The 26,675-nt window shown below is 66.2% G+C and carries 26 protein-coding genes and 1 tRNA gene; 11 read left to right on the top strand and 16 right to left on the bottom strand.

Going from position 1 to position 26,675, the window contains the following annotated elements:
- Positions 1 to 21: 21 nt before the first annotated feature.
- The 6 genes from M2332_RS09805 to M2332_RS09780 all read left to right on the top strand — a co-directional run bounded on the left by M2332_RS09805 (position 22) and on the right by M2332_RS09780 (position 5,837).
- Entirely contained in the window at positions 22 to 1,347 is a 1,326-nt protein-coding gene (locus M2332_RS09805; protein WP_264573895.1) for a hypothetical protein, read from the top strand.
- 73 nt (positions 1,348 to 1,420) lie between these two features.
- Positions 1,421 to 1,807, top strand: coding sequence for a fluoride efflux transporter CrcB (crcB, locus tag M2332_RS09800; protein WP_264573894.1), 387 nt, complete (start codon positions 1,421 to 1,423; stop codon positions 1,805 to 1,807).
- Positions 1,804 to 3,045, top strand: coding sequence for an RluA family pseudouridine synthase (locus tag M2332_RS09795; protein ID WP_264573893.1), 1,242 nt, complete (start codon positions 1,804 to 1,806; stop codon positions 3,043 to 3,045). The genes crcB and M2332_RS09795 overlap by 4 nt, the downstream gene beginning before the upstream one ends.
- 236 nt (positions 3,046 to 3,281) lie before the next feature.
- On the top strand, positions 3,282 to 3,683 hold the full coding sequence (gene ligA / locus M2332_RS09790; protein ID WP_264571743.1) for a protocatechuate 4,5-dioxygenase subunit alpha: 402 nt from the start codon (positions 3,282 to 3,284) through the stop codon (positions 3,681 to 3,683).
- A 1-nt stretch (position 3,684) separates the two neighbouring features.
- A complete protein-coding gene (locus tag M2332_RS09785; RefSeq protein ID WP_264573892.1) occupies positions 3,685 to 4,557 on the top strand; it encodes a class III extradiol dioxygenase subunit beta in 873 nt (290 codons plus the stop codon).
- Between the two features lie 170 nt (positions 4,558 to 4,727).
- The gene (locus M2332_RS09780) at positions 4,728 to 5,837 is read left to right on the top strand and encodes a 5-methyltetrahydropteroyltriglutamate--homocysteine S-methyltransferase (RefSeq protein WP_264573891.1); all 1,110 of its coding nucleotides are present in this window, start codon (positions 4,728 to 4,730) and stop codon (positions 5,835 to 5,837) included.
- A gap of 55 nt (positions 5,838 to 5,892) precedes the next feature.
- On the opposite strand, the gene M2332_RS09775 is transcribed toward M2332_RS09780, so the two are convergent.
- The 3 genes from M2332_RS09775 to M2332_RS09765 form a co-directional block, all read right to left on the bottom strand.
- On the bottom strand, positions 5,893 to 7,188 hold the full coding sequence (locus M2332_RS09775; RefSeq protein ID WP_264573890.1) for an MFS transporter: 1,296 nt from the start codon (positions 7,186 to 7,188) through the stop codon (positions 5,893 to 5,895).
- 169 nt (positions 7,189 to 7,357) lie between these two features.
- Complete coding sequence (locus tag M2332_RS09770) at positions 7,358 to 8,029, bottom strand: RlmE family RNA methyltransferase (RefSeq protein WP_181561204.1); 672 nt, start codon at positions 8,027 to 8,029, stop codon at positions 7,358 to 7,360.
- Positions 8,029 to 9,099, bottom strand: a complete 1,071-nt coding sequence (locus tag M2332_RS09765; RefSeq protein ID WP_264573889.1) for a Ppx/GppA phosphatase family protein — start codon at positions 9,097 to 9,099, stop codon at positions 8,029 to 8,031. Before M2332_RS09765 ends, M2332_RS09770 begins: the two co-directional genes overlap by 1 nt.
- Positions 9,100 to 9,257: 158 nt before the next feature.
- On the opposite strand from M2332_RS09765, the gene M2332_RS09760 reads away from it, so the two are divergent.
- Positions 9,258 to 9,331: transfer RNA gene (locus M2332_RS09760), tRNA-Gln, on the top strand.
- Positions 9,332 to 9,403: 72 nt separating this feature from the next.
- On the opposite strand, the gene M2332_RS09755 is transcribed toward M2332_RS09760, so the two are convergent.
- The 4 genes from M2332_RS09755 to ispG all read right to left on the bottom strand — a co-directional run bounded on the left by M2332_RS09755 (position 9,404) and on the right by ispG (position 14,119).
- Positions 9,404 to 10,012: a LolA family protein gene (locus tag M2332_RS09755; RefSeq protein ID WP_264573888.1), complete on the bottom strand. Its 609-nt coding sequence runs from the start codon at positions 10,010 to 10,012 to the stop codon at positions 9,404 to 9,406.
- Positions 10,013 to 10,151: 139 nt separating this feature from the next.
- Entirely contained in the window at positions 10,152 to 12,482 is a 2,331-nt protein-coding gene (locus M2332_RS09750) for an FtsK/SpoIIIE family DNA translocase (protein WP_264573887.1), read from the bottom strand.
- Positions 12,483 to 12,638: 156 nt separating this feature from the next.
- A complete protein-coding gene (locus M2332_RS09745; RefSeq protein WP_264573886.1) occupies positions 12,639 to 12,956 on the bottom strand; it encodes a hypothetical protein in 318 nt (105 codons plus the stop codon).
- Complete coding sequence (gene ispG / locus M2332_RS09740) at positions 12,953 to 14,119, bottom strand: flavodoxin-dependent (E)-4-hydroxy-3-methylbut-2-enyl-diphosphate synthase (RefSeq protein ID WP_264573885.1); 1,167 nt, start codon at positions 14,117 to 14,119, stop codon at positions 12,953 to 12,955. The genes M2332_RS09745 and ispG overlap by 4 nt, the downstream gene beginning before the upstream one ends.
- A gap of 252 nt (positions 14,120 to 14,371) precedes the next feature.
- Between ispG and M2332_RS09735 the strand changes: the two genes are divergently transcribed.
- Positions 14,372 to 14,647: a hypothetical protein gene (locus M2332_RS09735; protein WP_264573884.1), complete on the top strand. Its 276-nt coding sequence runs from the start codon at positions 14,372 to 14,374 to the stop codon at positions 14,645 to 14,647.
- Here M2332_RS09735 and M2332_RS09730 read toward each other — a convergent pair.
- Genes M2332_RS09730 through lysA form a run of 3 tightly spaced genes read right to left on the bottom strand, consistent with a single transcriptional unit; the run spans position 14,644 to position 17,684 of the window.
- Positions 14,644 to 15,549: an SMP-30/gluconolactonase/LRE family protein gene (locus tag M2332_RS09730; protein WP_264573883.1), complete on the bottom strand. Its 906-nt coding sequence runs from the start codon at positions 15,547 to 15,549 to the stop codon at positions 14,644 to 14,646. The two genes, M2332_RS09735 and M2332_RS09730, sit on opposite strands and share 4 nt — an antisense overlap.
- Before the next feature lie 49 nt (positions 15,550 to 15,598).
- Positions 15,599 to 16,369 carry a siroheme synthase gene (locus M2332_RS09725; RefSeq protein WP_264571755.1) on the bottom strand — a complete coding sequence of 257 codons (771 nt, stop codon included), beginning with the start codon at positions 16,367 to 16,369 and terminating at the stop codon, positions 15,599 to 15,601.
- Between the two features lie 52 nt (positions 16,370 to 16,421).
- The gene (gene lysA, locus M2332_RS09720; protein ID WP_264573882.1) at positions 16,422 to 17,684 is read right to left on the bottom strand and encodes a diaminopimelate decarboxylase; all 1,263 of its coding nucleotides are present in this window, start codon (positions 17,682 to 17,684) and stop codon (positions 16,422 to 16,424) included.
- 152 nt (positions 17,685 to 17,836) lie between these two features.
- On the opposite strand from lysA, the gene msrP reads away from it, so the two are divergent.
- From msrP to M2332_RS09705, 3 genes are read left to right on the top strand one after another with little or no spacing between them, the layout of a single operon-like run.
- Positions 17,837 to 18,775, top strand: coding sequence for a protein-methionine-sulfoxide reductase catalytic subunit MsrP (gene msrP / locus M2332_RS09715; protein ID WP_264573881.1), 939 nt, complete (start codon positions 17,837 to 17,839; stop codon positions 18,773 to 18,775).
- Between the two features lie 4 nt (positions 18,776 to 18,779).
- Complete coding sequence (locus M2332_RS09710; RefSeq protein WP_264573880.1) at positions 18,780 to 19,427, top strand: sulfite oxidase heme-binding subunit YedZ; 648 nt, start codon at positions 18,780 to 18,782, stop codon at positions 19,425 to 19,427.
- Positions 19,428 to 19,459: 32 nt separating this feature from the next.
- Complete coding sequence (locus tag M2332_RS09705) at positions 19,460 to 20,347, top strand: CHAD domain-containing protein (protein WP_264573879.1); 888 nt, start codon at positions 19,460 to 19,462, stop codon at positions 20,345 to 20,347.
- 5 nt (positions 20,348 to 20,352) lie between these two features.
- On the opposite strand, the gene galE is transcribed toward M2332_RS09705, so the two are convergent.
- The 6 genes from galE to M2332_RS09675 all read right to left on the bottom strand — a co-directional run bounded on the left by galE (position 20,353) and on the right by M2332_RS09675 (position 26,661).
- Positions 20,353 to 21,360 (bottom strand): UDP-glucose 4-epimerase GalE, encoded by a 1,008-nt coding sequence (gene galE / locus M2332_RS09700; RefSeq protein WP_264573878.1) that lies wholly within the window; start codon positions 21,358 to 21,360, stop codon positions 20,353 to 20,355.
- 155 nt (positions 21,361 to 21,515) lie between these two features.
- Positions 21,516 to 22,571 carry a mannose-1-phosphate guanylyltransferase/mannose-6-phosphate isomerase gene (locus M2332_RS09695; protein WP_264573877.1) on the bottom strand — a complete coding sequence of 352 codons (1,056 nt, stop codon included), beginning with the start codon at positions 22,569 to 22,571 and terminating at the stop codon, positions 21,516 to 21,518.
- 95 nt (positions 22,572 to 22,666) lie between these two features.
- Positions 22,667 to 23,653, bottom strand: a complete 987-nt coding sequence (locus M2332_RS09690; RefSeq protein WP_264573876.1) for a type II secretion system F family protein — start codon at positions 23,651 to 23,653, stop codon at positions 22,667 to 22,669.
- Positions 23,654 to 23,668: 15 nt separating this feature from the next.
- On the bottom strand, positions 23,669 to 24,664 hold the full coding sequence (locus tag M2332_RS09685) for a type II secretion system F family protein (RefSeq protein ID WP_264573875.1): 996 nt from the start codon (positions 24,662 to 24,664) through the stop codon (positions 23,669 to 23,671).
- 46 nt (positions 24,665 to 24,710) lie between these two features.
- Positions 24,711 to 26,000: an AAA family ATPase gene (locus tag M2332_RS09680; RefSeq protein ID WP_264573874.1), complete on the bottom strand. Its 1,290-nt coding sequence runs from the start codon at positions 25,998 to 26,000 to the stop codon at positions 24,711 to 24,713.
- Position 26,001: 1 nt separating this feature from the next.
- Positions 26,002 to 26,661, bottom strand: coding sequence for a CpaD family pilus assembly protein (locus M2332_RS09675; protein ID WP_264573873.1), 660 nt, complete (start codon positions 26,659 to 26,661; stop codon positions 26,002 to 26,004).
- Positions 26,662 to 26,675 lie beyond the last annotated feature (14 nt).

The following is a 26,675-nucleotide window of genomic DNA, read 5'->3' as shown; positions in this document are numbered from 1 at the left end:
TCGTAACGGATAGGGGACGCGATGCAGCGCAAGCGTGCCTCTGGCTCGTGGATGGGATTGGCAGGCCGTAGCCCGCGGGAGCAGGTCTGGCGTGTTCTGGCGATCCTCTTTGTCCTGTTCGTCCTGCCGGTGCTCATCGGCGCGGTGCTGTTCACCAGCGGGGCGCCCCTTGCCGACGCACGCCCCACGCCCACCCCTCTGCAGGTCGGTGCCGGTCGGGCCGCGATCGAGCAGTTGCAGGCCAGCAGGCAACGGCCGGGCGGTGTCAGCCTGCTCACCCTCACGCCCACTCATCTCGATGGCTTGAGCGCGCTCGCAACCCATGGCTTCCGCCCTGACCGGCTTGATCTCTATCTCCACGATGAGCGGCTTCATGTCGCCGCGAGCCATGCCCTGCCGCTGGGGCGCTGGCTGAATGTCGGTCTGGTCGTAAGCGGCCCGAGTAACGGATTTCCCGAAGTAGAGGCGCGCATCGGCGCGGTCTCGTTGCCGGCATATCCGACTCGGCTGCTGCTGGAGGGGTTGCGTCAGCTGCTGCGTCTGCGCGGCGCCGTGATCCCGCCGCTCGACACGGTCGTCCAACGCTTCTCCATCCGCAATGGCGCGGTGATGGCGGCGGTGCAGTTGCCGCCCAAGACCGGCTTGCTCGATCAGTTTACTGGCGGTGACGCGATAGACGGCGCGCAGGTGCTCGATCGCTATTGCGCGCTGGTGGCGCTGCAGGCGCGCGATCCGCAAAGCGACTTCGCCATACAGGTCCGCCGCGCTTTCCCCCCGGGCCAAGTCGCGACGGCGGAAACGAATCGGGCGGGCTTTGTGGCGCTGGCGATGCTGGTAGTCGATCCGCGCGCCGGGCAACTGGCCGGGCTGGAACCGAGCGCCACGCGCCGCTGTCCGTCGCCTGCGGCGGCAATCACGCTCCATGGCCGGGACGACCTCCCCAAGCATTGGGCGCTGTCCGCTGCGCTGGCTGCGCAGACCGGTGTGCAGTTTTCATCCGCGATGGGCGAATGGAAGGAACTAGCGGACAGCCTGTCTGCCGCGTCGGCATTCCAGACCGGCACCGCCTCGGGCTTCTCCTTCGTCGATCTGGCGGCGGACCGCTCCGGCTTCCAGATCGCGCAGGCCGCTGGCGATCCGCGTCGGTCGCAGGACGTCGCGCAACGCCTGGCGACCGCGACGCAGGAACGACTGCTGCCGCCTGCCCTGCTTCAGAACGACGAGGGGCTGAGCGATGCCGCCTTCGCCGCGCGCTACGGCAGTGTCGAAGACCCGCGCTACACAAGGCTCGTTGCCGAGATCGACTGGACACTGGCTCGGGATGGATTGCTGGCGCCATCCGACTGAGCAGGCTGGCCACCAAGGCTTCGCCACCGAACGCCCATTTGCCTGTTGCGCAAAAGCGGCTAGGGCGTGGATCATGCTCAATACAGTTCTCGTGATGATCGGCGGCGCCATCGGCGCGGCCCTGCGCTACCAGTTGGGAGGCGCGAGCCTGCGCATCATGGGGCCGGGCTATCCCTGGGGTACGCTCGCCGCCAACGTGCTGGGCGGGCTGGCCATGGGCCTTGTCGCGGGCTGGCTGGCCGCGCGCTATCAGGGCCAGCAGGGCGAGCAGATCCGGCTCCTGGTCGCCGTGGGCGTACTCGGCGGCTTCACCACCTTTTCCGCCTTCAGCCTGGAGACGATGCTGATGATCGAGCGCGGCGAAGCGCTGAACGCGCTCGGCTATGTGCTGCTCTCCGTTGCAGCCTCCATCGGCGCGCTGGCGCTTGGCCTTACCCTCATGCGGAGTGCCACGGCATGAGCAAGACCGATCTTGCTGGCGTCCGCCAGTTCACCGTGCGCGCCGAGGACGATGGCATCCGCCTCGACCGCTGGTTCAAGCGCCACATGCCGGAAGCCAGCTTCGCCATCGTTTCGCGTTGGGCGCGGACCGGGCAATTGCGCGTCGATGGCGCCCGCGCGACACCGGGCGACCGCATTGCCGAGGGGCAGACCTTGCGCGTGCCCCCGCTCGATGTCGCTGCGGCAAAGGAAGCGGGCAAGGCACCCCGCCCGCGCCCCATCCTGACCGAGGATCAGATCAACTTTGCCGAGGGTCTGGTCATTCATCGCGACGCGCAGGCCATCGTCATCAACAAACCGCCGGGCCTTGCCACGCAGGGCGGCACCAAGACGCACGAGCATGTCGATGGACTGCTCGATGCTTTGATGTTCGAGCGCGACGACCGGCCGCGCCTCGTCCACCGGCTGGACAAGGACACCAGCGGTGCGCTGCTGCTCGCCCGCACCTCGCGCAGCGCCGCACATTTCGCCAAGAGCTTCTCGTCCCGCACAGCGCGCAAGGTCTATTGGGCCATCGTGATGGGCGTGCCATCCGTCTCGGACGGCTTCATCGATCTGCCACTGGCCAAGCAGCCGGGCACCGGCGGGGAGAAGATGCATGTCGATGAGAAGGACGGCCTGCCCGCCCGCACGCGCTACCGGGTGATCGAGCGCGCCGGCAACCGCGCCGCGTGGGTGGAGCTGCAGCCGCACACCGGCCGCACCCATCAGCTGCGTGTCCATATGGCCGAGATCGGCCACCCCATCGTGGGCGACGGCAAATATGGCGGCAAGGAGGCGTTCCTTAGCGGATCGATCAGCCGCAAGATGCACCTGCACGCCCGGCGCATCCGCATCGACCATCCCGATGGCTCTCCGCTCGACGTGAAGGCCGAGCCGCCCTTCCATTTCGCTGAAACGCTGGCGAGCCTGGGCTTTGACGTGAACGAGGGCGATCTGCCGCTGGAGATCGACATCCAGCCGACCGCCTCCGACCGCAAGGCCGCCGACAAGCGCGCGTCGACCGCGCACGCCAAGGACATGCGCAAGGCCCGCCGCGGCGAACGCCGCTCCCGCAGCGCGCCGGACAAGCCCGAGCGCTTCAAGGGGCCGCCCAAGCCGCGCGGCAAGGGGGCCAAGCCGGCCGGGCCAGCCGCGCGCCCGGGTGCCAAGCGGCCCACCGGCGGCGCACGGCCGCGAAAGCCGGGGCGGGATTAGCAAAAGGCACAGCGGACTGAGGCGACCTTCTCGCCTCCTCGTTGGAGGAGGGGCTTGCGTATCCTTTTGAAGGCGAGGTGTTCTCATTCGATTTTGCGCTGCAGGCAGGGCCAATCCGCACGTCCGACAGCATCACCCCGCTTGATTTCGCAGGCGCACAATGACAAGGGCCTCTGCCATTGGAAAGGCGCAGGCCTTCCATTATATTCTTCATTCGACCGATCGAAAGGTCCGCCATGCGCACTCGCCTTTATCCGCTCAGCGAGCTGGAAGACATTCCCGGCACGACCGTGTTCAATGCCCGCCGTTCGCGCGAGGCTTATCACCTGCACAAATTCTGCATGTCGCTGATGGATGCAGGCAACCGCGCCGAGTTCAAGGACCATGAGCGCGCCTATCTCGACAAGTTCAAGATGAGCGAAGAGCAGAAGCGCGCCGTGCAGGATCGCGATTTCAGCAAGCTCATCGATCTGGGCGGCAACATCTATTTCCTCGTCAAGCTCTCCAATACAGACGGCTGGAGCACGCAGCGCGCGGTGAGCTCGATGACCAACATGACGCCCGACGAATATGCCGCGATGATGCGGTCCGGCGGTCGCTCGCCGACTGGCCAGCGCTCCAAGCGGGAGGGCAACTGACATGGCACGGATCACTGCCGGCATTGCCACCAGCCACGTCCCCGCCATCGGCGCGGCCTTCGACACCGGGCGCTCGACGGACGATTACTGGAAGCCGATCTTCGATGGCTATGAGTGGGTGAAGACCTTCGAGCAGGAAGAAAAGCCCGACGTGGTCATCCTCTGCTACAACGATCATGCCTCCGCGATGATGCTGGACGTGGTGCCGACCTTCGCGCTCGGCATGGCCGAGGAATTCGAGCCGGCCGACGAAGGGTGGGGCAAGCGCGACGTGCCCGTGGTCGAAGGACATATCGAGCTGGCGGCGCACATGGCCGAGCAACTCGTCATCGACGAGTTCGACATGACCCTGATGAACAATATGGATGTGGACCATGGTTGCACGGTTCCGCTCAGCCTGATGTTCGGCAAGGTCGACAAATGGCCGTGCAAGGTCATTCCGCTTGCGGTGAACGTGACGCAGTTCCCGACGCCCTCGGGCGCGCGCTGCTGGGCGCTGGGCGAGGCGATACGCTATGCGGTCGAAACCTATCCCGAGGATCTCAACGTGCAGATCTGGGGCACTGGCGGCATGAGCCATCAGTTGCAGGGGCCGCGCGCCGGGCTGATCAATCCCGAGTTCGACAATGCCTTTCTGGACAAGCTCGTCGGCGAGACCGATGAGCTGCGCGCCATCACGCGGCTGGAATATCTGCGCGAGGCGGGCACTGAGGGCATCGAGCTCATCATGTGGCTCATCATGCGCGCCGCGCTCGGCACCGAGGTGGAGGCGTTGCATCGTTTCTATCATGTTCCGGCCTCCAACACCGCCGTCGGCCACATCGTGCTGCGGCCCAAGGAGATCGCGGAAGCGCCTGCGAAGGCGCGCGCCTGAGCGGCTTGGCCCTCTTCGCAGCATCCCAGGAAAGCCCGGCCTTGCGCCGGGCTTTTTCGTTTGTCGGCTCAGCGTGTCGGTTTGTCACATAAAGCTTCCTATATATAAAGAATCCTTTATATGAGGGTTTCGTACGGCGTGCGTTGCGCCGGTTGGAGCTGGAGACTGCCATGACGTCCAAACCCCCTTTCCGCGCCGACCATGTCGGCAGCTTCCTGCGTCCGCAGGCGCTTATCGAGGCCCGGCACGATCATGCCGCCGGCAAGATCGACGCTGCCGCGCTGCGCGCGATCGAGGACAAGGCCATTGCCGATGTCGTGGCGTTCCAGGAGAGCGTCGGCGTCAAGGCGGTGACGGACGGCGAGTTCCGCCGTAAATTCTTCCACACCGACTTCCTGCTGCAGCTCGACGGGATCGAGGAGCAGGGCGGCATGGAAGTGCAGTTCCAGAATGCGATCGGCAAGGACGTGCATTTCGCGCCGCCCAAGATGGTGGTGACGGGCAAAATTCGCCACGCCAAGCCGATCCAGCGGGCGGATTACGAATATCTCGCCAGCGTGGTGAGCGAGACGCCCAAGGTGACCATTCCCTCGCCCACCATGCTGCATTTCCGCGCCGGGCGTGAAGGGATCAGCGAGGCGGTCTACCCCGACATGGCCGATTTCTTCGCGGACGTGGCATCGGCCTATCAGGAGGAAGTCGCCGATCTCGCCGATGCCGGCTGCCGCTATCTGCAGCTCGACGATACCAACCTGGCCTATCTGTGCGATGACAAGCAGCGCGAGAATGCCCGCAAGCGCGGCCTCGATCCCGATGATCTGCCGCGCCATTATGCCAAGATGATCAACGATGCGCTGGCCACCGCGCCGGATGACATGTTCACGGCGATGCACCTGTGCCGGGGCAACTTCCGCTCCAGCTGGGCCGCCGAGGGTGGCTATGAACCGGTCGCCGAAATCATGTTCAATGAGGTCGATATCGACTCCTTCCTCCTCGAATATGACGATGCGCGGTCGGGCGACTTCGCGCCGCTGCGCTTCCTGCCCAAGGGTAAGATCGTCGTGCTCGGCCTGATCACCACCAAGCTGGGTGAACTGGAGACCAAGGATGAGGTGAAGCGCCGGATCGACGACGCGACGAAATTTGCCTCGCTCGACCAGCTTGCCCTGTCGCCGCAATGTGGCTTCGCCTCGACCGTCCACGGCAATGACATCGCCTTCGACCAGCAGAAGGCGAAGATGGAACTGGTCGCCGAGGTTGCCCAGGAGGTCTGGGGCTGACGAGGACTAGACGCGCTCCTTCCCGCCGCGCCGCGCGGGGGAGGGAGCGTCGCTCCTAAAGCGCCCGATCTGGCGGTAGCACCGCCGGGCCGGGTTCGCGCAGATGCGGGTCCGGGTTCATGTGCAGGCGCGGTCCTTCGTCATCCCAGATGAAGCGCAGGTTGCGCACGCGGATCAGATAGCTGAGGCCAATCGCTGCGGAGAGAAAGCCCGCCGCGCCCCCCACGCCCATCGCGGCCCGCGCGCCATAGGTGTCGGCGACCCAGCCGATCAGCGGCGCACCCAGCGGCAGGCCGCCCAAGGTGATCGCGACATAGATGGCCATCACCCGCCCGCGCATCGCCCGATCCGTCGCCAACTGGACGAAGCCGTTGGATGAGGTGAGCGAGGTCTGCGCCGCAAGCCCCACGCCGATCAGCACCAGTCCAAACAGGATGTAGCTCGGCGAGAGCGCGGCGGCGGTCATGAAACAGCCGAACAGGAAGGTGCCGATGACCGCGTGATGCATCCGGGGCCGGTCGCGCCGGGCGGTCAGCAAGGCGCCGGTGACCGAGCCGATCGCCATGATGGAGGTCAGCAGGCCATATTCGCTGGCACCCTGCTGATAAACGGTCGCCGCCATCACGCTGATGAAAATGCCGAAGTTCATGCCCAGCGTGCCGAAGAAGAACAGCATCAGGAACACCGTGCGAATGTCCGGTCGCCCGGCCACATAGCGAAAGCCGTCGAGCAGCCGGCTCACCCCGCGCGGCTGCGCCGCCGCATAGGCATGCCGTGTCACCCGCACGTTGAGCAGGCCGGTGGTGACGATCAGGTAGGACAGGCCATTGATCACGAACACCCAGCCCGTGCCGACCAGCGCGATGCACAGGCCCGCCAGTGCCGGGCCGATCATGCGGGCGGTCTGGAAGGCCGTGCTGTTCATGGCCACCGCGTTGCCGATGATCTCGTCCCCCACCAGATCAGAGACGAAGCTGTGCCGCGCCGGCGCCTCGAACGCCATGCAGCACCCGAGCGCAAAGCCGAAGATGTAGACGTGCCAGAGCTCCGCCAGCCCCGAAATGATGAGCGCGCCAAGGCTGAGCGCCAGCAGGGTCTGGAAGCACTGGATCGTGATGAGCAGCTTGCGCCGGTCGACATGGTCGGCGACCGATCCGGTCACCGCCACAAGCAGCACTTGCGGCAGGAACTGCAGCGCGGTGAGAATGCCGACCGCGCCGGCGCTATGATCGGTCAGTTCGGTGAGCACCAGCCATGTCTGGGCCGTGCCCTGCATCCAGGTGCCGATGTTGGAAAAGAGATTGGTGCTGACCCACAGCCGGAAGTTGCGGTTGGAGAGGGAGCGAAACATGCCATTGCCGCCTGACCTCATGCCGCCTCCTCTATCCTGTTCCGGCACAACGCCCGACGCGGCGTCTGGTCGCATGTCCATGCGGGTGAGCGACGCTGCTTGCCCGCGCAGTGGCAGGCCAGATCGCGCTAGTCCCCTTGTGCGGTCCGGGTCAACCGCACAACCGTCTTTATGGCGCCTGCCGGCCCTTGAACCCCTGCGCGACGACGAACCACTCCACCGACCCTTTGCGGCTGGATGGCGGCTTGGCGTGCTTGACGGTGCGAAAGGCTGCCTTGAGCTGGCGCAGCAGGCCATCATCCGTCCCGCCGGCAAAGACCTTTGCGACGAAGGCGCCGCCGGGCCGCAGAGTCTGCATCGCGAAATCGGCGGCCGCTTCGACCAGGCCCATGGTGCGCAGATGGTCCGTCTGCTGGTGGCCGACCGTGTTGGCCGCCATGTCCGACAGGACCAGATCCGGCGCGGCGCCCAGCTCCGCGATCAGTTGATCGGGCGCTTCGTCTGCCATGAAGTCCATCTGGAGCAGGGTCACATCGGGCAGCGGCTCGATGGGCAAGAGGTCGATGCCCACGACCTTCGCTTTGGGCAGCACCTTTCGCACCACCTGCGTCCAACCGCCCGGCGCCGCGCCCAGATCGACCACATGGCGGACATCCTTGAGCAGGCCGAACTTCTCGTCCAGCTCCAGCAGCTTGTAGGCGGCGCGGCTGCGATAGCCCTCCGCCTTGGCCCGCTTCACATAGGGGTCGTTCAGCTGGCGTTGCAGCCAGCGCGTCGATTGGGCCGTGCGCCCGCGTGCCGTGCGCACGCGCGTGCCGACAGATTTGTCACCTCTGGCCATTATCCCAGGTCCCGGCTTGAGGCGCTGTCCGTCAGCGCACGGAGAATCCCTTCGCGAATACCGCGATCGGCGACGCCCAGCCGGTCTGCCGGCCAGATGTCGAGGATGCTTTCCAAGATGGCGCAGCCCGCCACCACCAGATCGGCGCGCTCGTCGCCGATGCAGGGCTGGGCGATGCGCTCCGCTATGCTCATGGTGGAGAGGCGGCCGGCGATTTCCCGCATGGCATCGGCCGGTACGGTCAGCCCGTCGATCGCCTTGCGATCATAGCGCGGCAGGCCCAGATGGACGCTGGCGAGCGTGGTGACAGTGCCGGACGTGCCGAGCAGGCGCACCGGCCCGGTCTTGGGCAGCCGCTCGGCAAAGGCGGCAAAAGCCTCGCGCATCCGCCGGAGCATTTCGGCATAGGCGGCGGCTCGCTCGCTGGCGGTGTCGCCATGGCCCGCCACAGCTTCCGCCAGCGACACGACGCCATGCGGCGCGCTGTGCCAATCGACGATGCGCAACTGATCGCCATCGCCATCGAGCAGCACCAGCTCGGTCGAGCCTCCGCCGATGTCGAAGATGAGCGCCGGGCCTTCGCCACGTTCCAGCAGCGCCTTACAGCCGAGGACCGCAAGCCGCGCTTCCTCGCGGGGCGAAATGATGTCGAGCATGATGCCGGTTTCGCGCTGCACCCGGTCGACAAAGGCGCGCCCGTTTTCTGCCTGCCGGCAGGCTTCGGTCGCAACAGAGCGCGCCAGGACCACGCGGCGGCGGCGCAGCTTCTCGGCGCAGACGGAGAGGGCGGACAAGGTGCGGTCGATCGCGGCGTCCGACAGGCGCCCGGTGGCGGAAAGGCCTTCGCCAAGGCGCACGATACGGGAAAAGGCGTCCACGATCACGAAGCGGTCGCCATCCGGCCGCGCAATGAGCAGGCGGCAATTGTTGGTGCCGAGGTCGAGCGCAGCGAGATTGCCGCGCGGCAGCGGACGATTGAAGGATCGCGCCTTCTGTTTCGCGCTCCCGGCGGACACTAGTGTGCCGGGCTCCTGCCCCATGCGCGGCGCGGGCGTCGCCTTATGCGCCATGACTTCTTGACCTTCTCTTCCGGCGGGACTTCCGCCGGGACTTGCCACCACGCTAGACGTGCGTGGCGGGCGACGCAAGGTGGCTGCCATGCTCCGAACGATGAGGGTGGAAAATCGCCTTGACCGCAGGCAGTCCGCGCCCTATCTGCGCCCGCTCTTGCCCCGTCGTCTAAAGGTAAGACTACGGACTCTGACTCCGTCAATCGAGGTTCGAATCCTCGCGGGGCATCCAGCTTTTCAGATCATCGCGACCGTGTCCGCCCCTTTGGGGGTGGCGCGGCCGGTCGTCGGTTTCGCGGCCGGATCAGCGCGGGCCGCGGGTTCCGCGCGGGTCGCGCCAGCGGAAGGCCGAATCGGCAATGGGCGCGCCATATTTGAGATTGCTCAGGCGAATATTGGTGCGATTGCCCTGCGCATCCAGCGCCACCCAGCCATAGAGGGAGAGCCCACCCGGCACGCCTGCCTTGCGCGTGAAGATGAGCGTGATCACGCCATATTCGGGATGCTGGGGATCGCGAACCTCGACCGAGACGACGCGCGGATCGCCGGTGTCGACGATCTTGCCGTAGCGGGTGATGTCGCGCTTGGGGTCGAGCAACGCGCCGAGCGGTGAATTGCGGATCGGCCAGCGCTGCACCTGCGCAACCTGATAGTCGATCATGTAGAGCGAGCTGCCGTCGGCAACGATGAGCAGATCGCCGGCGCCATAATCGAAGCGGATCTTGCCCGGCTGCTTCCAGAGCAGCTTGCCGTTCTGCACCTGCCCGTTGCGGTCGGTCTGGGTGAAGTCGCCGCTCAGCGTGGTGATGCCGCGAACCGCCGTGCTGACGCTCGCCAGATCGCTCGACCGCGCGGCTTGCGCAGCAACCGGGCTCGCCGGCACCAAGGCCGGTGCCGCGAGCGCGCTGAGCATCAGAGAGAGCATGGCGGAACGTCGAGTGAATTTGGGAAGTCTGATCATCGCGCCCGGATAGGTCCCTGCCGTTGAATATCCACTGAATGCCGCGCGCCGCAGCGCGTTCCCGCGCCGGGGGCGGGGCAACGGGCCGCCCTTACTTGGGATTGCCCATTTCGTCGCGCAGCACTTCCCGGCGGCCGACATGGTTGGGCGCGCCGACCATGCCTTCATTTTCCATCCGTTCGATCAGGCGGGCCGCGCTGTTATAGCCGATGCGCATCTGGCGCTGGAGCCAGCTGGTCGAGGCCTTCTGGTTCTCGAAGACGAGCTGGCAGGCCTTGCGGAACAGCTTGGCATCGGCGCTGTCATCGCCGAGATCGACGCCATCGAGCGCGAAGCTGCCATCCTCGGGCTCCTCGGTGACCGCGGAAATGTAATCTGGCTGGCCCTTGGAGCGCCAATGGTCGGCGACGCCGCGCACCTCGTCATCGCTCACGAACGGGCCGTGGACGCGCATCAGGCCCTTGCCGCTCGCCATGTAGAGCATGTCGCCCTTGCCCAGCAGCTGCTCGGCGCCCTGCTCGCCAAGGATGGTGCGACTGTCGATCTTGGAGGTGACGAAGAAGCTGATGCGGGTCGGCAGGTTTGCCTTGATGACGCCAGTGATGACGTCGACCGAGGGGCGCTGGGTCGCGAGGATGAGGTGGATGCCGGCGGCGCGCGCCTTCTGCGCGAGGCGCTGGATCAGGAATTCGACTTCCTTGCCCGCCGTCATCATCAGGTCGGCCAGCTCGTCGACCACCACCACGATCTGCGGCAGCGGCTGATAATCCAGCTCCTCCTCCTCGTAGATCGGCTGGCGGGTCTGCTCGTCGAAGCCAATCTGCACGCGGCGCCCCAGCGACTTGCCCTTGGCACGGGCGCCGCGGACCTTCTCATTATAGCCGGCGAGGTTGCGCACGCCGATGGAGGCCATCATGCGATAGCGATCCTCCATCTGCTCGACCGCCCATTTGAGCGCGCGGATGGCCTTGGCCGGCTCGGTGACGACCGGGGAGAGCAGATGCGGAATGTTGTCGTAGATGCTCAGTTCCAGCATCTTCGGGTCGATCATGATCAGGCGCAGATCGTCCGGCGTCATCCGGTAGAGCAGCGAGAGCAGCATGGTATTGAGGCCGACCGACTTGCCCGAGCCGGTCGTACCCGCGACGAGCAGATGCGGCATACCGGCGAGATCGGCGATGACCGGCTCACCGAAGATGTTCTTGCCGAGGATGATGGGCAGGCCGCCCTTCTGCTCGGCGAACTGCTGGCTGGTGATGAGCTGGTGCAGCACCACGGATTCACGGTCAGCATTGGGCAGCTCGATGCCGATCACCGTCCGTCCCGGAATGGTGGCGACGCGCGCCGAGAGCGCGGACATGTTGCGGGCGATGTCGTCGGCGAGCTGGATGACGCGGCTGGCCTTGATACCGGGTGCCGGCTCCAGCTCGTACATGGTGACGACGGGGCCGGGGCGCACCTCGGTGATCGCGCCCTTGACGTGGAAGTCATCGAGCACGCTTTCCAGCAGCCGCGCATTACGCTCCAGGCCGGGCCGGTCGATCTTGCTGACCGCGCTGGCAGGCGCGGGCGACAGCAGGTCGGGAGAGGGCAGCGCGCCATTGCCGAACAGATCTTCCTGTCCTGAGACGGGGCCGAACGCCTTGGGAATGGCGGCGCTGCTCGGCGACTGGATGGTGATCGGCTGGCGGGGTGTGGTGTCCACCGGGCGGCGTGGTTCCGCCTCGCGTTCGGGGTGCGGGTCGCGTTCGGGCTCGGCGACATCCAGGCTGCCAGCTTTCGCCGTTCGCAAGGAGCCAAGGCTGGAGAGCAGCGGCAGGGCGGGGCGGGCGAGATGCCAAAGCGGCTTTTCGAGCGCGAGGCTGCGGACCCACAGCCACAGGCCGGACGCAATGAACGCCGCCAGCAGTAGCCATTGCAGAATGAGGTCGGCGGTTTCGCCGAGGCGCGCGGTCAGGGCCGTGAGGCCGTGGGCGAACAGGAAGCCGATGACGCCGCCCCAGCGGGCCGGCAGCCCGACCAGCGGTTCGGGCTGGGCAATCCACAGGCCGGTGCCGATGAGCAGCAGGCCGCCGATGCATTTGGCGATCTGCCCCCGCCAGCCGCTCATGTCCGCATCGGCCCACAGGCGCCGCGCGAAGACGAGGATGAAGGGCAGCAACAGCAAGGCGGGCAGGCCAGCAAAGGTGAAGAGAATGTCTGCCGCCCAGGCGCCGGCGACGCCCATCAGGTTGCGCGTCTCCGGCCCGGCAGCGGTGTTCAGCGCCTGGTCGCTCACCTTGTAGCTGAGCAGTGCCAGCAGCAGAAACAGCGCCAGCGCGTACAGCCCTACCGAGCCAGCAAAGGTGCCGATGCGGATCAGGCTCCGGCGCAGCATCGCCTGCCATTCGGGGGTCCGATTCATCGGTGCCCGACTTGCCATTGCCACTCACTCCTTCGTCCGGCGCGGCGGGGTCACGCACGCGCCGTGCCCGAAATGTTCCGCGCGGCGACAATCCTCTTTCAGGGACTCGGCGTCAAGAGTCCCCGGTTTTTCGGCATGCTGGGGGCGCTACGGCCGACGCCGAGACTGCGAGCCTCACCGGCGAGGCGTCTCCCCGGTGCGAATGGCATTTCCGATTTCCAGCGTGTCGATCCGCAGCCGGCTGATCCGGGCCTGGCCAATGCGCAGCCGCCCGATGGCGAGCGTGCCGATCGCAATCGCGCCCATGGCCAAGGCACCCAATGCGAAGGCGCCGACCGCAATTGCGCCGGTCGCTGAGGCCCCCGTCGCCCTCGCACCGGTTGCCACCGCACCCGTGGCGCTGGCGCCGGTGACGCGCGAGGCAGCCTGCGTCTGCGGAGCGCGCAGATCACGGCTCGGCGCGGACGGGGCCATGTCGGGCCGGTCGGTCATTCGGCCGCCACGGCGCTGGCATTGCCAGCATCGCTCATTTCGGCCTCAAGCTTGGCCGCTTCGATCTCGGCCGCCTTGGCTTCCACCAGCGAAACGATGTGGTCGATCATCTGGGCATCGTTGATGTGGTGATCGGTCACGCCGGAGAGGTAGACCATATGTTTGCCATTGCCGCCTCCGGTGAGGCCGATGTCCGTCTCCCGCGCTTCGCCGGGGCCATTGACCACGCAGCCCAGCACGGAGAGCGAGATTGGCGTGTTGATGTGCTGAAGGCGGCTCTCCAGTGCCTCGACCGTGCGGATCACATCGAAGCCCTGCCTTGCGCAGCTCGGGCAGGAGACGACGCGGACACCGCGTGTGCGGATGCCGAGCGACTTGAGGATTTCGTAGCCGACACGCACTTCCTCTTCCGGCTCGGCGGAGAGCGAAACGCGAATGGTGTCGCCGATGCCGGCCCAGAGCAGGTTGCCGATGCCGATTGCGCTCTTCACCGTGCCGCCGATCAGCCCGCCGGCTTCGGTGATGCCAAGGTGCAGCGGGCAGTCCACCGCGTCGGCAAGCTGCATATAGGCCGCGACGGCCAGGAACACGTCGCTCGCCTTCACCGCGACCTTATAGTCGTGGAAGTCCTGGTCCTGCAGCAGCTTGATATGGTCGAGCGCGCTCTCCACCAGCGCCTCGGGACAGGGCTCGCCATATTTCTCCAGCAGATCCTTTTCGAGGCTGCCGGCATTCACGCCGATGCGGATCGCACAGCCATTGGCCTTGGCGGCATCCACCACTTCCTTCACGCGCGCGGCAGAGCCGATATTGCCGGGGTTGATGCGCAGGCAGGCCGCGCCCGCATCGGCGGCTTCCAGCGCGCGTTTATAGTGGAAATGAATGTCCGCGATGATCGGCACCTTGGCCGCGCGGACGATCTGCTTCATCGCCGCCGTGCTCTCCACGTCCGGGCAGGAAACCCGGATGAGGTCGACACCGGCCTCCTCGCAGCGGCGGATCTGGTCGATCGTCGCCTTCGCATCGTGGCTCGGCGTGTTGGTCATCGTCTGCACGGTCACCGGCGCGCCGCCGCCGACCGGCACGTTGCCGACCATGATCTGGCGGCATTCGCGCCGCGCAATGTCGCGCCACGGGCGCAGGCCGGGATTATGCTCTGACATGATTGTCCTTGGAGAGGGGGCGTGTCCGGGGGTCGGTCATCATCCCGGCGCTTATAGCCCCGCTCTAGGGCAGAGGCGAGGGGGGATTGCGCGGATCAACCCGCCGCGGGGGGCACGGGACGCACCCGTCGCAAGTCGCCATCATGGCGCGCGCGGTAAATCGTCCCGACAAGAGACAGATGCGCCGAGCCGTTGGCACAGGCAGGAACCCGCGAACGCGCGGGACGTTTTCATCGCCGGAAGGATCGTGACATGGCGCATTCACCTGTGCAGGCTTTGAGCTCTGCCGTTCGTCACCCGGGCATTCACGTCAAACCATTCGATGGCACGGCCATTGGCGCGCGCTACGAGCCAGGCAAGCTCAATCACTGTCCCGATTGCGCCAGCACCCAATGGTATGTCGGACGCGTCAGCGCCCAATGCGCCGTCTGCGAAACGGCGCTGCCGCTCGCACAGGCCTGCTACGCGACCAGCCCACCGGTGTTCGTGACCCGCTTTGCCAAGCGAGCCAACAAAGCCCAGGCTTAGCCGCCAAAGGGCGCCTCGGGCAGACCCGGCACATCGATGGGGAAGCTGAAAATCGCGCCCGCATGCGGCTCGCGCGCCAGTGCCGTCTCGTCCAGCCCGGCCCGCGCCGTGGTGACATAAGCGGTGCGCAGATCCTCCCCCCCAAATGCGATCATGGTCGGCCGGCTGACCGGCAGTGTCACCGTCTGGAGGAGTTCGCCCTCGGGCGAGAGCCGCACCACCCGGCCACCCTCGAACAGGGCGCTCCAGTAACAACCCTCCGCATCGAACGATCCGCCATCGGGGCGCCCGGTGCCGTGCTCGAACTGGTGAAGGATGCGACGGTTGGAGAGCGTGCCGCTCGCCGGATCGGCATCATAGGCGCGCAGGGCGTGGCTGGGGGTGTCCGCGTGGCAGAAGGTCGTCCCCGACGCATTGAAGGCAGCCGCGTTGCAGGTGAGCATGCCGCTTTCGATCAGGTCGATCGCCCCGTCCGTGCCGACGCGATAGAGCGCGGCATCATGCGCACTCTTGGCCATGTTGACGCTGCCCACCCAGAACCGCCCGGCCGAATCCGTCCGCCCATCATTGAAGCGCAGGTCCGGCTTGCCCGCGAGGATCTGATCGCCAAAGGGCTGCGGCTCGGAGCCCCAGTCGGCCAGAATGGCGAGGCCGTCCTTCATCGCCAGCAGCAAGCCACCGGCCGCGCGGAAGGCGAAGCAGCCGACCGGCTGGGCGAAGGCGCGCATCTCGTCCGCCCCAGTTTCTGGGTCGAAGCGGTGCAGTTCATTGCGCAGGATATCCACCCAATAAAGCCGGCGCTCGGCTGCGTGCCAGCGTGGCCCTTCGCCAAGTGCGGCGCGGGCATCGAGCGCGACCGATACGGCGGGCGAGGCTGCGGGGGCGGAGGGATGTGACGTCATGAACGATCTCCTGAGCCGGTATTCCCGGCGCTCACGGCGGAAAGGCCTATCAATCCTCGGCCGGGACGAGCCAGACGGTCAGCCCCGGCAGTTCGGGCGGGGCTTCTTCCGCGCTGAGCGGCAGGCGTTCCGCGTCGGCGCGGGCGCGGGCGAGAATTGCGGGCGGGGTGTCGGGCGCGAACAGGATGCGGTCTGCCTGGCCGAGCGTGCGGGCTTCCCGAACCGTCAGGTCATCCGGGTCGTCCGAGCGCAAGGCGATGACATGCACGGCGCGGGAGGCCGGCGCGATGCGCGCTTCCAGCCACGGGTCCACCGCAGGCGTGCCGAAGGGGTCGAGCATGCCGCCCGGCGCCAGCGCCTCGCCAAGCGCGCGGCGGCGGTCGCGGGCATCGGGCCAGGCCTCCCGCATTGCGACCTTGGCGGCATTGAGCGCGCTGGCGAGGGCGCCGAGCCGGGCCGGGAGGATCGTCTCCAGCCGCTGACGCAAGGCTGCGGCCAGCCCTGAGGAGGCGCCGCCCGTGGAAACGGCGATCAATACCGGATCGCGGTCGACAATGGCGGGGGTCGTGAAATCGCACAGCGCCGGCCGGTCGACGACATTGACCAGCAGTCCGCGCGCCTTGAGCCGGTCTGCGGCGGCTTGGGCGGCTGTTTCATCCTCCAGCGCCACGAAGGCGATGCGGGCAGTGGCATTCTCGTCCGCAACCGGCACGCCGCCGGCCCGCTCGATCAGCCGGCGCTTGGCGTCCGCGGCCTCCCCAGTGCCAAGCAGGATGACCGGCTGGCCCGACAGGATCACGAAGAGCGGAAGGCTGTGCATGGCGCTCTCCTAGCCGGTCCTGGCCCGTCCGTCTGCCCCTTGCGGCCGATGCTCAGTCCTTAAGAAAATCCGGCAGGCGCTCGGCGGCGATGATCGCCTCGGGCATGATGCGGTCGGCAACGACGGCGAACTGGTCGCCATCCACCATCACTTCGGGCACCAGCGCGCGCGAATTGTAGGTGCTGGCCATCGTTGCGCCGTAGGCCCCGGCGGTGCGGAAGATGCCGAGATCGCCGGTCTTCACCACGTCGATATCGCGGGCCATGGCGAAGGTGTCGCCGCTCTCGCAGACCGGGCCAGCGATGTTGGCCACGATCCGCTCACCGGTCGGCGCGACAGCCTCGAAATCGTGAAAGGCATCGTACATGGCGGGCCGGGCGAGATCGTTCATGGCCGCATCGACAATCACATAGGGGCGGATGACGCCGGGCTTCACCCAGATGACGCGGGTGAGCAGCACACCGGCATTGCCGACGATCACGCGGCCCGGCTCGAAATAGAGCGTGACGTCCCAGCCCTTGGTCGCCCGCTCCACCATTGCGCCATAATCGGCCGGCGTCGGCGGCACCTTCGTACGCTCATAGGGCACGCCCAGGCCGCCGCCCAGATCGATGCGGTCGATAGTGTGGCCGGCCTCGCGGAGTTCGCCCATCAGCGCGCCGATCTTGCCATAGGCGGCTTCAAGGGGGGCGAGGTCGAACAACTGGCTACCGATGTGCGTGGCGATGCCGCGCAGGTTGAGGCCGGGCAGGGCGCAGAGCCGCTGGAAGATGCCGCCCGCCTGATCGATGGCGACGCCGAACTTGTTTTCCTTCATGCCGGTGGAAATCTTGGCGTGCGTGCCGGCATCGACATCCGGGTTGACGCGCAGCACGGCATCGGCGGTCTTGCCCATCGCGGCCGCGATCTCGGCGAGAACGGCGCCTTCCTCCTCCAGCTCGATGTTGAACTGGCCGATCCCGGCTTCCAGCGCCGCGCTCAGCTCGGCGCGGGTCTTGCCGACGCCGGAGAAGACGATGTCCCCAGCCGGCATCCCGGCCGCCAGCGCGCGCTGCATCTCGCCGCCCGAGACGATATCCGCGCCATAACCCTCGCGCGCCAGCACGCGCAGCACGGAGAGATTGGGGTTGGCCTTGATGGCAAAGGCGATGTGCTTGCGGGGCAGGCCGGCCAGCGCCTCGCGGAACACGCGGGCATGGCGCTCCAGCGTGGCGCGCGAATAGATGTAGACCGGTGTCCCGACGGCCTCGGCAATCGCCGCCATCGGCACGTCCTCGGCGTGCAGCACGCCATCCTTGTAAGCGAAATGATCCATGATCTGCGCCCCTAGAGGCTGGTGCGGCGGATGGAAACCGGCTTTTGCGTCTGGCGGGAGGGGTTTATTGCCCCTTCGGCCATGGGCATGTTCATTGCACATGCAGCCAAGGGCAGGCATTGTTCCCGCTCTGGGGGCAGGAGAGTCTTGCCATGCTGATCCGTCAATCTGCCGACCTGACCGAAAACGACGTCACCGATGAAGCGCTGTATCTGCGCCGGCGCGAGTTCATTGCCGGGGTGGCCGGCATCGGCGCCGCCGGACTGATCGCGCCGGCGGCGATGGCGGCGGATGCGCCCGCGACGGTAAAGTTCTCGCCCAACAAAATGAAGATCGACGAGACGCTGACGCCCTTTGCGGACGTCTCAACCTACAATAATTTCTACGAGTTCGGCACCGACAAGAGCGACCCGGCGGCGAATGCCGGCAGCCTGCGAATCGCGCCCTGGACCGTCACCGTGGATGGCCTGTGCCAGAAGCCGCGCAAGTTCGATATTTCGGACATCGTGCGCCGCTTTCCGTTGGAAGAGCGCATCTACCGGATGCGCTGCGTCGAGGCGTGGTCGATGGTCATTCCATGGATCGGCTTTCCGCTCTCCGCGCTGCTGCGCGAGGTGGAGCCGCTCGGCAGCGCTAAATATGTGGCTTTCCAGACCCTCAACGATCCCAAGCAGATGCCCGGCCAGCGCCGGAACGTGATCGAATGGCCCTATCGCGAAGGCTTGCGGCTGGATGAGGCGATGAATCCCCTCACGCTGCTTTCGGTGGGCCTCTATGGCCGCCTGCTGCCCCGCCAGAACGGCGCGCCGATTCGCTTGGTCGTGCCGTGGAAATATGGCTTCAAGGGCATCAAGTCGATCGTGCGGATCACGCTGACCGACCGCCAGCCGCGCACGAGCTGGCAGATGCTCGCGCCCGACGAATATGGCTTTTACGGCAATGTGAACCCGGATGTGGATCATCCCCGCTGGTCGCAGGCGCGTGAGCGGCGGATCGGCGAGCTGCTGCGCCGCAAGACGCTGCCGTTCAATGGCTATGGCGATCAAGTTGCGAGTCTCTATCGCGGCATGAACCCCAAGAAGCTTTACTGACGGCATGACCAGGAAGACGCGCGATCGCCTGATCTCGGCACTGGTCTGGCTGCTGTGCGTGGCGCCCCTACTGCTGTTCGTCTGGCAGGGCCTGACCGATGGGCTGACGGCCAATCCCATCGAATATGTGTTGCGCGAGCTGGGCCTGTGGGGCCTGCGCTTCCTGTGCATCACGCTGGCGATCAGTCCACTGGCCAAGGTGCTCAAAATGCCGGCGCTACTCCGTTATCGCCGCCGCATTGGCCTGTGGGCCTTCGCCTATGTGGCCCTGCATCTGATCATGTATGTGGCGGTGGACCAGCAGTTCGGCTGGTCGTTCATCGTCGCGGATATCGTCAAGCGGCCCTACATCACCATCGGCATGGCGGCCTTCGTGCTGCTGGTCCCGCTGGCGATCACCTCCGCCAATCGCATCCGGCGCAAGATGCGCGTGCGCGCATGGCGGCGTTTGCACCAGCTTGTCTACCTCATCGCGATCATGGGCGTCGTGCACTATTTCCTGCTTGTGAAGGCCGATACACGCTCGCCGCTGATCTACGGGGGGATCGTGGCGGCGCTGCTCGGCTGGCGAGCGGTCATGCGGCTGCGCGCAGGGAGTGCGCGGCCGGCTTCCGCCGCATCCCAGCTGGACCAGCCTGCCCCGAGTCTTTAGCGTCAAGCCCGTCACGAGGGGGTGGGCGCGACATGCCGTTTCGGTTCAGATCGTCCGATACATCCGTGGAGGAGGGTTTCCGCCGGATCGCCTGTGAGCGACTGGACGAGGCCCTCGCTCTCCTTCGCAGCGGTGAGGCGCTGCCCGCTCGGACCGTTCATCAGCTGCGACGGACCTGCAAGGCGATGCGCGGCCTGCTGCGGCTCGTCCGCCCCGCCTTTCCAGCCTATCAAACCGAAAATGCCGCCTTCCGGGATATCGCAGCAATGCTTTCCGGCGCGCGGGACAGCGCGGTGCTGATCGAGACGCTGGATAGCCTGATCGATGCGGACGAGGCGCGCCAGGATTGGGCGATGCTGCGGTCACATTGGGCAGCGCCGGGGCATGGTGCTGCCGGGGCTATGGCCGAGCAGATCGAGTCATGTCGGGCGCCGTTGCTCGCAGCCCGCGTCCGCGCGCCGACATGGGCGCTCACCGCGCGGGGCGAGGACGCGATCCTGCCGGGCTTGCGCAAGACGTATCGGCAGGCCCGGCAAGCGATGCGCGCGCTCGAGGCCATCGCCGGAACCCCCGCTGCTGCGCAAGCCAGTCATGCATGGCGCAAGCACGTCAAATATCACGGCCAGCATATCCGCCTTCTGAGCCGGTTGAACCCGGACCTCGCGAAGCGGCGCCTCGCCAGGACCGATCGTCTCGGCGACCTGCTGGGCGACCGGCACGATCTCGACATGCTGATCGCGCGCCTGCGTCAGGATGGTGGATTGCTGTCCGACCCTGCTGCGGCGGCGCAACTCGCAGCCCTGGCGCACCAACGCGCCGAGGCTCTTGCCCGCAAGGCTGCCCGGCTGGGCGAGGCGTTGTTCGCGGAGAAATCCTCAGACTTCGCCGCGCACTGGGCTATCCCGCCGCACCGGCGCTGAACCGCTCAGCTGTCGCCGCGGATGTCCGAGAGCTTGCGCTCCCATGCCAGCGCGTGATCGACGATGGTGTTGAGATCCGCATAAGCGGGTTGCCAGGGCAGCGTGGCCTTGATGCGGCTGTTATCGGAGATGAGCGCCGGCGGATCGCCAGCGCGGCGGCCTTCGATGCGGCGCTCGACCTTTCGGTTTGTGACCCGGTCCACGGCGTCGAGCACGTCGAGCACCGAGAAGCCGCGACCATAGCCGCAGTTCATCGTCAGATTGCGCTCCGGCTCGGCCATCAGGGCTTCCAGCGCCAGCACATGCGCGGCAGCCAGATCGCTCACATGGATATAATCGCGCACGCCCGTGCCATCCGGCGTATCGAAATCCGTGCCGAACACTGCGACGCTCTCGCGTTTGCCCAGCGCCGCTTCCACCGCGACCTTGATGAGGTGGGTCGCGCCCGCCGTCGACTGGCCGGAGCGCCCCTGCGGGTCCGCGCCGGCGACGTTGAAATAGCGCAGCGCGCAGAAATTGAGCGGATGGGCCGCGGCGACGTCCGCCAGCATGATCTCGGTCATCAGCTTGGACATGCCATAGGGATTGATCGGCTGCTTTGGACTGTCTTCGCGCACCGGGCTTTCCTTCGGAATACCGTAGGTGGCGGCGGTGGAGGAGAAGATGAAGTGCGGCACGCCGGCCTGCACCGCGGCCTCGATGAGGGCGCGGCTGTTGGCGGTGTTGTTACGGTAATATTTGAGCGGATTTTCAACGGATTCAGGGACGATGATGGAACCGGCGAAATGCATGATGCCCTTGACGCCATGCTGCCGCAGCACGCCTTCCATGAACGCGGCGTCGCCGATATCGCCTTCCACGAACGCGGCTTTCTCATGCACGGCCCAGCGGAAGCCGGTGGTGAGATTATCGACCACGACGACCGGCCATCCCCCATCAACCAGCGCCAGCACGGCGTGGCTGCCGATATAGCCGGCGCCGCCGGTGACGAGGATGGTGGGCTTGTCGGTCATCGGATTGTCCTTGCTGCGTGGGGCCGCCTTGCCACGAGCGTGTTGCGCTTGGAAGTGCCCTTTGCCGCTCTACACGAACTGCGCGACAACCGGCAGGATGATCATCAAGGCCAGGACGATCAGCAGTGCCCGCAGCCAGTGCGGGCGGGCGCGATTCATGACCGCCCCGACCGCTCACTCAGCGCCGCGACAGCCTTGCGGACCTCCTGAGAGCGCCCGCGCGGGAGGATGACGATCTCGTCGCCCGACGCGATGACGATCAGGTCCTCCGCGCCGACGACCGTCACGGCCGGGCCATCGCTGCGGATCAGGCAGCCCTTGGCATCAATGGCATAGGCGGCGCCCTGCAGGGCATTGTCCGCCTCATCCTTGTCGGCAAGGTCGTAAAGCGCATCCCAACTCCCCACGTCCGACCAGCCCATGCTGACCGGGACGCAGGCGACCTTGTCTGCCCGTTCCATGACGGCATAATCGATCGAGTCGGACGGGCATTGCGCGAAGGCTGCGGCATCCGGCAGAATCGCGGCGCCCTGGCGGGTGGCTGCCGCCATCGCCGCGCGCGCAGCGGCCAGCATCGCGGGCTGGTGCGTCGCCAGTGCGGCCAGAAAGTCGCGGGCGCCGAACAGGAAGATGCCGGCGTTCCACACATGCCCGCCCTGTGCGAGCATCTGTGCGGCGCGGGTTGCGTCAGGTTTTTCGACAAAGCGGCTGACGGTGTTGACGCCCGCAGCCAGTTCGTCCCCGAGCGCGATATAGCCAAAACCGGTTTCCGGTGCGGTCGGTTCGATGCCGAAAGTCACGAGCCAGCCATCGGCGACCAGCGGCCGGGCGCGCTCGATGGCGGCATGGAAAGCCGGGACGTCAGCGATCACATGATCGCTCGGCATCACCAGCAGGGCGCTGTCGCTCTCTTCCAGAGCCAACGCCGCCAGCGCGATGGCGGGCGCCGTGTTGCGGGCGCTCGGCTCGAGTATCAGCGTCAACTCGGACCCCGCCTGCTTGCGGATGATCTCGGCATGGGCCGCGTTCGCAACAACCAGGGGCGTCGCGCCGCCTTCGAGACCGGCTACCCGGCCCAGCGTCAGCTCGAACATGGTTTCCGGCGCCGTGAGAGCGATGAATTGCTTGGGATGCTCGCTGCGGCTGACCGGCCAGAGCCGCGTGCCCGATCCTCCCGAGAGGATGACCGGCGTGATGATCTGAGCGGGCAATGACGGTCTCCTGATAGTCCGTGCCAAATGGCGATTCTGGCCCTAGTGGCGCAGGGACGGCCTGACCGCAAGGCGGCCCGCAATGTAACCTGAGGTTACAGCAACGCTTTCTTGATGGAGCAGGCCGCCGGGCCGAGGATGACGACGAACAGCGTCGGCAGGATGAACAGGATCAGCGGGATGGTCATGATCGCCGGCAGGCGCGCCGCTTTTTCCTCGGCGCGCATCATGCGCTCATGACGGAATTCGGCGGAGAGGATGCGCAGCGCAGAGGCCAGCGGCGTGCCGTATTTCTCGGTCTGGATCATCGTGGTGACGACACCCTTGAGCGCCTCGACATCCACCCGCTCGGCCAGATTCTCGAAGGCCATGCGCCGCTCGGTGAGGAAGGAGAGCTCGATGGAGGTGAGTTGAAATTCCTCGCCCAGTTCGGGATAGGCCGAGCCCAGTTCGCGGGCGACGCGCGCGAAGGCGGCGTCTACGGTCAGGCCGGCCTCGGCGCAGATCACCAGCAGATCGAGCGCATCGGGAATACCCTTGCGGATCGCATCGGAGCGCTTGGTGACCTTGTTGCCGACATAGAGGTCCGGCGCCTTGTAGCTGAGCAGCAGGGCCCCGGCGAAGGCGCCGAACTTCTTGAGCGGCCCCCAGTGCGGCCAGAGGTCAAGACCGTAGATCAGCAGAGCCGCCGAGCCGCCCACGGCGATCGGCAGCACCAGCCGCGCGAAGATGACCGCGATAGCATATTCCTTGGAGCGGATGCCGGCTTGGGCGAGCTTCTTCTGCGCATCCCGCAACTGATCGTCCTGCAGCACCTTGAGCGAGGACAGGAAGCTCTGCATCCAGTCCGTCGTGTCGCTCTGGTGGACTATCTTGGTCCGCCGCTTGGACGGGGCAACGATGATGCCGGCCTTGAGCTGCTCGCGGCGATCGGTCAGCGCCCGCAGTCGCCGACCCATCGGGTTGCGCACGGTCGTAGCGGCGTAGAGCGCGACCAGCACGGCGAAGGTCGCCATGGCGGCAAGCAAGGTGCCGAGATCGGCTGCGGTGAGGCCAAAGAGCGTGGCGCCGGTGGATTGCATGATCGCGCGCTCCCCTCAGATCTCGAAGCTGATCATCTTGGCCATGATGAACACACCGATGCTCATCCACATCATCGCGCCGATGGCGATGACCTGCATCAGGCTGAGGCCGAACACGCCATTGGGATCGCCGATGAAAAAGGCCGACATATATTTGAAGTTGATCCAGCTGATCAGCCCGAAGACGATGAAGGGCAGAGCGCCGATGATGTAGGCCGATGCCTTGGATTCGGACGACATGGCGCGAATCTTCAGCTTCATCTGCGCGCGCTGGCGCAGAACGTTGCTGAGGTTGGCGAGCGTTTCGGCCAGATTGCCGCCCGTCTCGCGCTGGATGTTGATGGTGATGCAGAAGAACTTGAATTCCGCCGTGCCGAGGCGGGCGGCGGTTTCCTGCAGCGCCTGGTCCATCGACTGGCCGATCTTGATCCGCTCGGTGATGAGCTTGAATTCCTCACCCACCGGCCCGGGGATTTCCTGGCTGACGACCATCATTGTCTCGCCCACCGGCAAGCCAGAACGCAGGCCGCGCACGAGCAGGTCGAGCGCGTCAGGGAAATTGGTAGTGAACTTGTTGACCCGCCGCGCAATCAGCCGACCGACGACGAAATGCGGAATCCCGAAGCCGATCGCAATCGCGACGAGCACCGACAGAAGAAACGAATAATCGCGCAGCACCATGATGGCGAGCACGCCAATCGCCAGCGCGACGGATGTCGTGACATATTGGCTGAGCGTCCATTTCTTGCCCGTCATGCGCAGTCGGGTGGCGAGCAGTTCCGGGTTCGGGATCAGCGATGTGAACAGATGCCCCTGATCGAGCCCCCGCGCGGCAATCGCCTTGCGCATCCGCGCTTCGATCTGGTTGCTCTCGCTGCTTGCATGGCGCCCACGAATGGCGGCGATCCGGCGGCTCCCGACGCGGTCGGCGGACGGCCCGGAGAGGGCCATGACCAGCAAGGCGATGGCCATCGCCGCGAGCAGGATCAGCAGGAGAAGCTGGCTATTCATCAGGGTCTCATCCAGTTACGTCTTGCTCGCAGGCGCTTGCGCCGCGTCAATCATTGCCCGGCACAGGATCGGCATCCATCTTCTTCTTCGCCTTGCCGGGGATCTTCACCTCCAGCAGCCGGCCGATCAGCGATCCGCCGCTCTTGCCTTTGGCGCCCGTCTCGGCGAGGTCTGCCGAGTTCAGTCGGTTGCTCAGATCGAGCAAGGCCTGGCCCAGCTTGCTGGAGCGGCCGCTTTCCGCTGCCGTCTTGCCCAGCTTGGCCGCCTGGGCGGTGACCTTGGCGTCATAGGGCAGCACCACGTCGATGGCCCGCTCGATGCTCTGCTCGAAGTCCTTGCGGGTGATCTCCGCCACGCCGACCTGCACCTTGTTGGCGGCTACGATCACCTGCGATTGCGGGGCGTTCGTCTTGAGCCAGGAGAGGATGCGGATGGTATCGCGCGCCGCCGCGAGCGTGAAGTCGGTGACCAGCACGATGGCGCTGGATTCATGGATCAAATGCGGGTGCTGGACCAACATGCCACGCGGCATATCCACGAACGTCCATTCGAAAGCAGACCGCAGCTCTTCCTCCAGCTGGAAGTAAGCCGATCCGTCCGTCAGCAATGGCTGGCTGATCGGCGCTTCGGCCGAGAGCACGGCCAGCGTTTCGCTGGCGCGGACCATGGCGCGCTCGATGAAGAGCCCGTCGATGCGGCTGGGATTTTCCACCGCATCAGTGAGGCCGCGCCCCGGTTCGAGATCGAGCGCGAGGGCGCCGGTGCCGAAATGCACGTCGAGATCGAGCAGGGCCGTCGAGCGCTTGCCGCGCGCGCTGGTGAGATAAGCGAGTGACGTGGCGACAGTGGAGGCGCCGACGCCCCCGCGCGCGCCAACGACAGACACCATCATGTGCGCCCGCTCACTCGCCACCTCTGCCTTGGGCGTCAGGAAGACCGCCTGAGCGCCGGTGAGAATATCGCGCATGGTGTCGACGGCGAGCGGCTTGAGCAGATAATCCTGCAGGCCGCTGGCGACGAGATCGCGGTACAGGCGCACGTCGTTCACCTGCCCCGAGGCAATCACCACCGTGCCCGGCTCGCAGACCTCCGCCAGACTGTTGATGTCGGTGAGCGGGTCGGCCGATTCGGAGAGGTCGACAAAGAGGATGTTGGGGCTTGCGGACATCGAGAGCGACTGCACAGCGTTGCGCAGCCCGCCCTTGTAGAGCTTCTCGGTGGGCCAGCCCATCTCCTGCACCGCCGTCCGCAGAACCTCGAGGCTATGATCGTCGCAGACATAGGCGTGAAACGCATCGCGGCCATGCGGTCCGCCGGCTTTCCAGGGTGCGTTCATCTCACTTGCCTCCCACCGACATGCCCTGCAGGCCGCCGGCGCCCGTCGGGGCCGTCTCCTGATAGGTCTTGATGGCTTTGCTGTTCACGACATTGGTGACGTCCAGGCCGCCCTCGCGCCCTTCCACCAGGTCGCGCGGATCGGCGACCATGGCTGCGAGGTTGGTGGCCATGGCACACCCATAATTGTCGCTCAGGCCGCCACTCAAATTGGCTTCCGCCTTGTCCCGCCATGTCGGGCAGCCCGGCACGCTGGCGACCGAGCGGCTGACCACGACGCGCAGGCCGCCGATGGGCGGTGCGCCTGCCGTCAGTGGCGCCTCGCCATCCACGAGCAGACCGTAGCGCCCCACGACCTGCGTCACGCCATCGCGCAGCGCCAGAGAACCGCTGGTATCGCCGGCGAGCGTCACATGGTCGCCATAGCCAAGGCCAAGGGCGTTGAACCAGACGGTCAACCGGCGCTCGTCCATGCGGCTGAGCGTGCCTGCGCCGTCCGGGTTCAGGTCGAAGACGAAATCGGTGCGCTCGACGACCGGTTGATGCACTGGCTCGACCCCGCGATTGACCTCGCGGGAGCGGGCATCGGCGGACTGGCCGATGAGGGCCAGCGCCATCAAGGTTGTGGTGCCGGCTGCGCGGAAGAAGCTTGTCTTGATCATCTCTCGTCCTTCCA

Source organism: Sphingobium sp. B11D3A (assembly GCF_025961695.1).
GTDB lineage: Bacteria > Pseudomonadota > Alphaproteobacteria > Sphingomonadales > Sphingomonadaceae > Sphingobium.
This window is presented reverse-complemented; position numbering and strand designations above follow the sequence as displayed.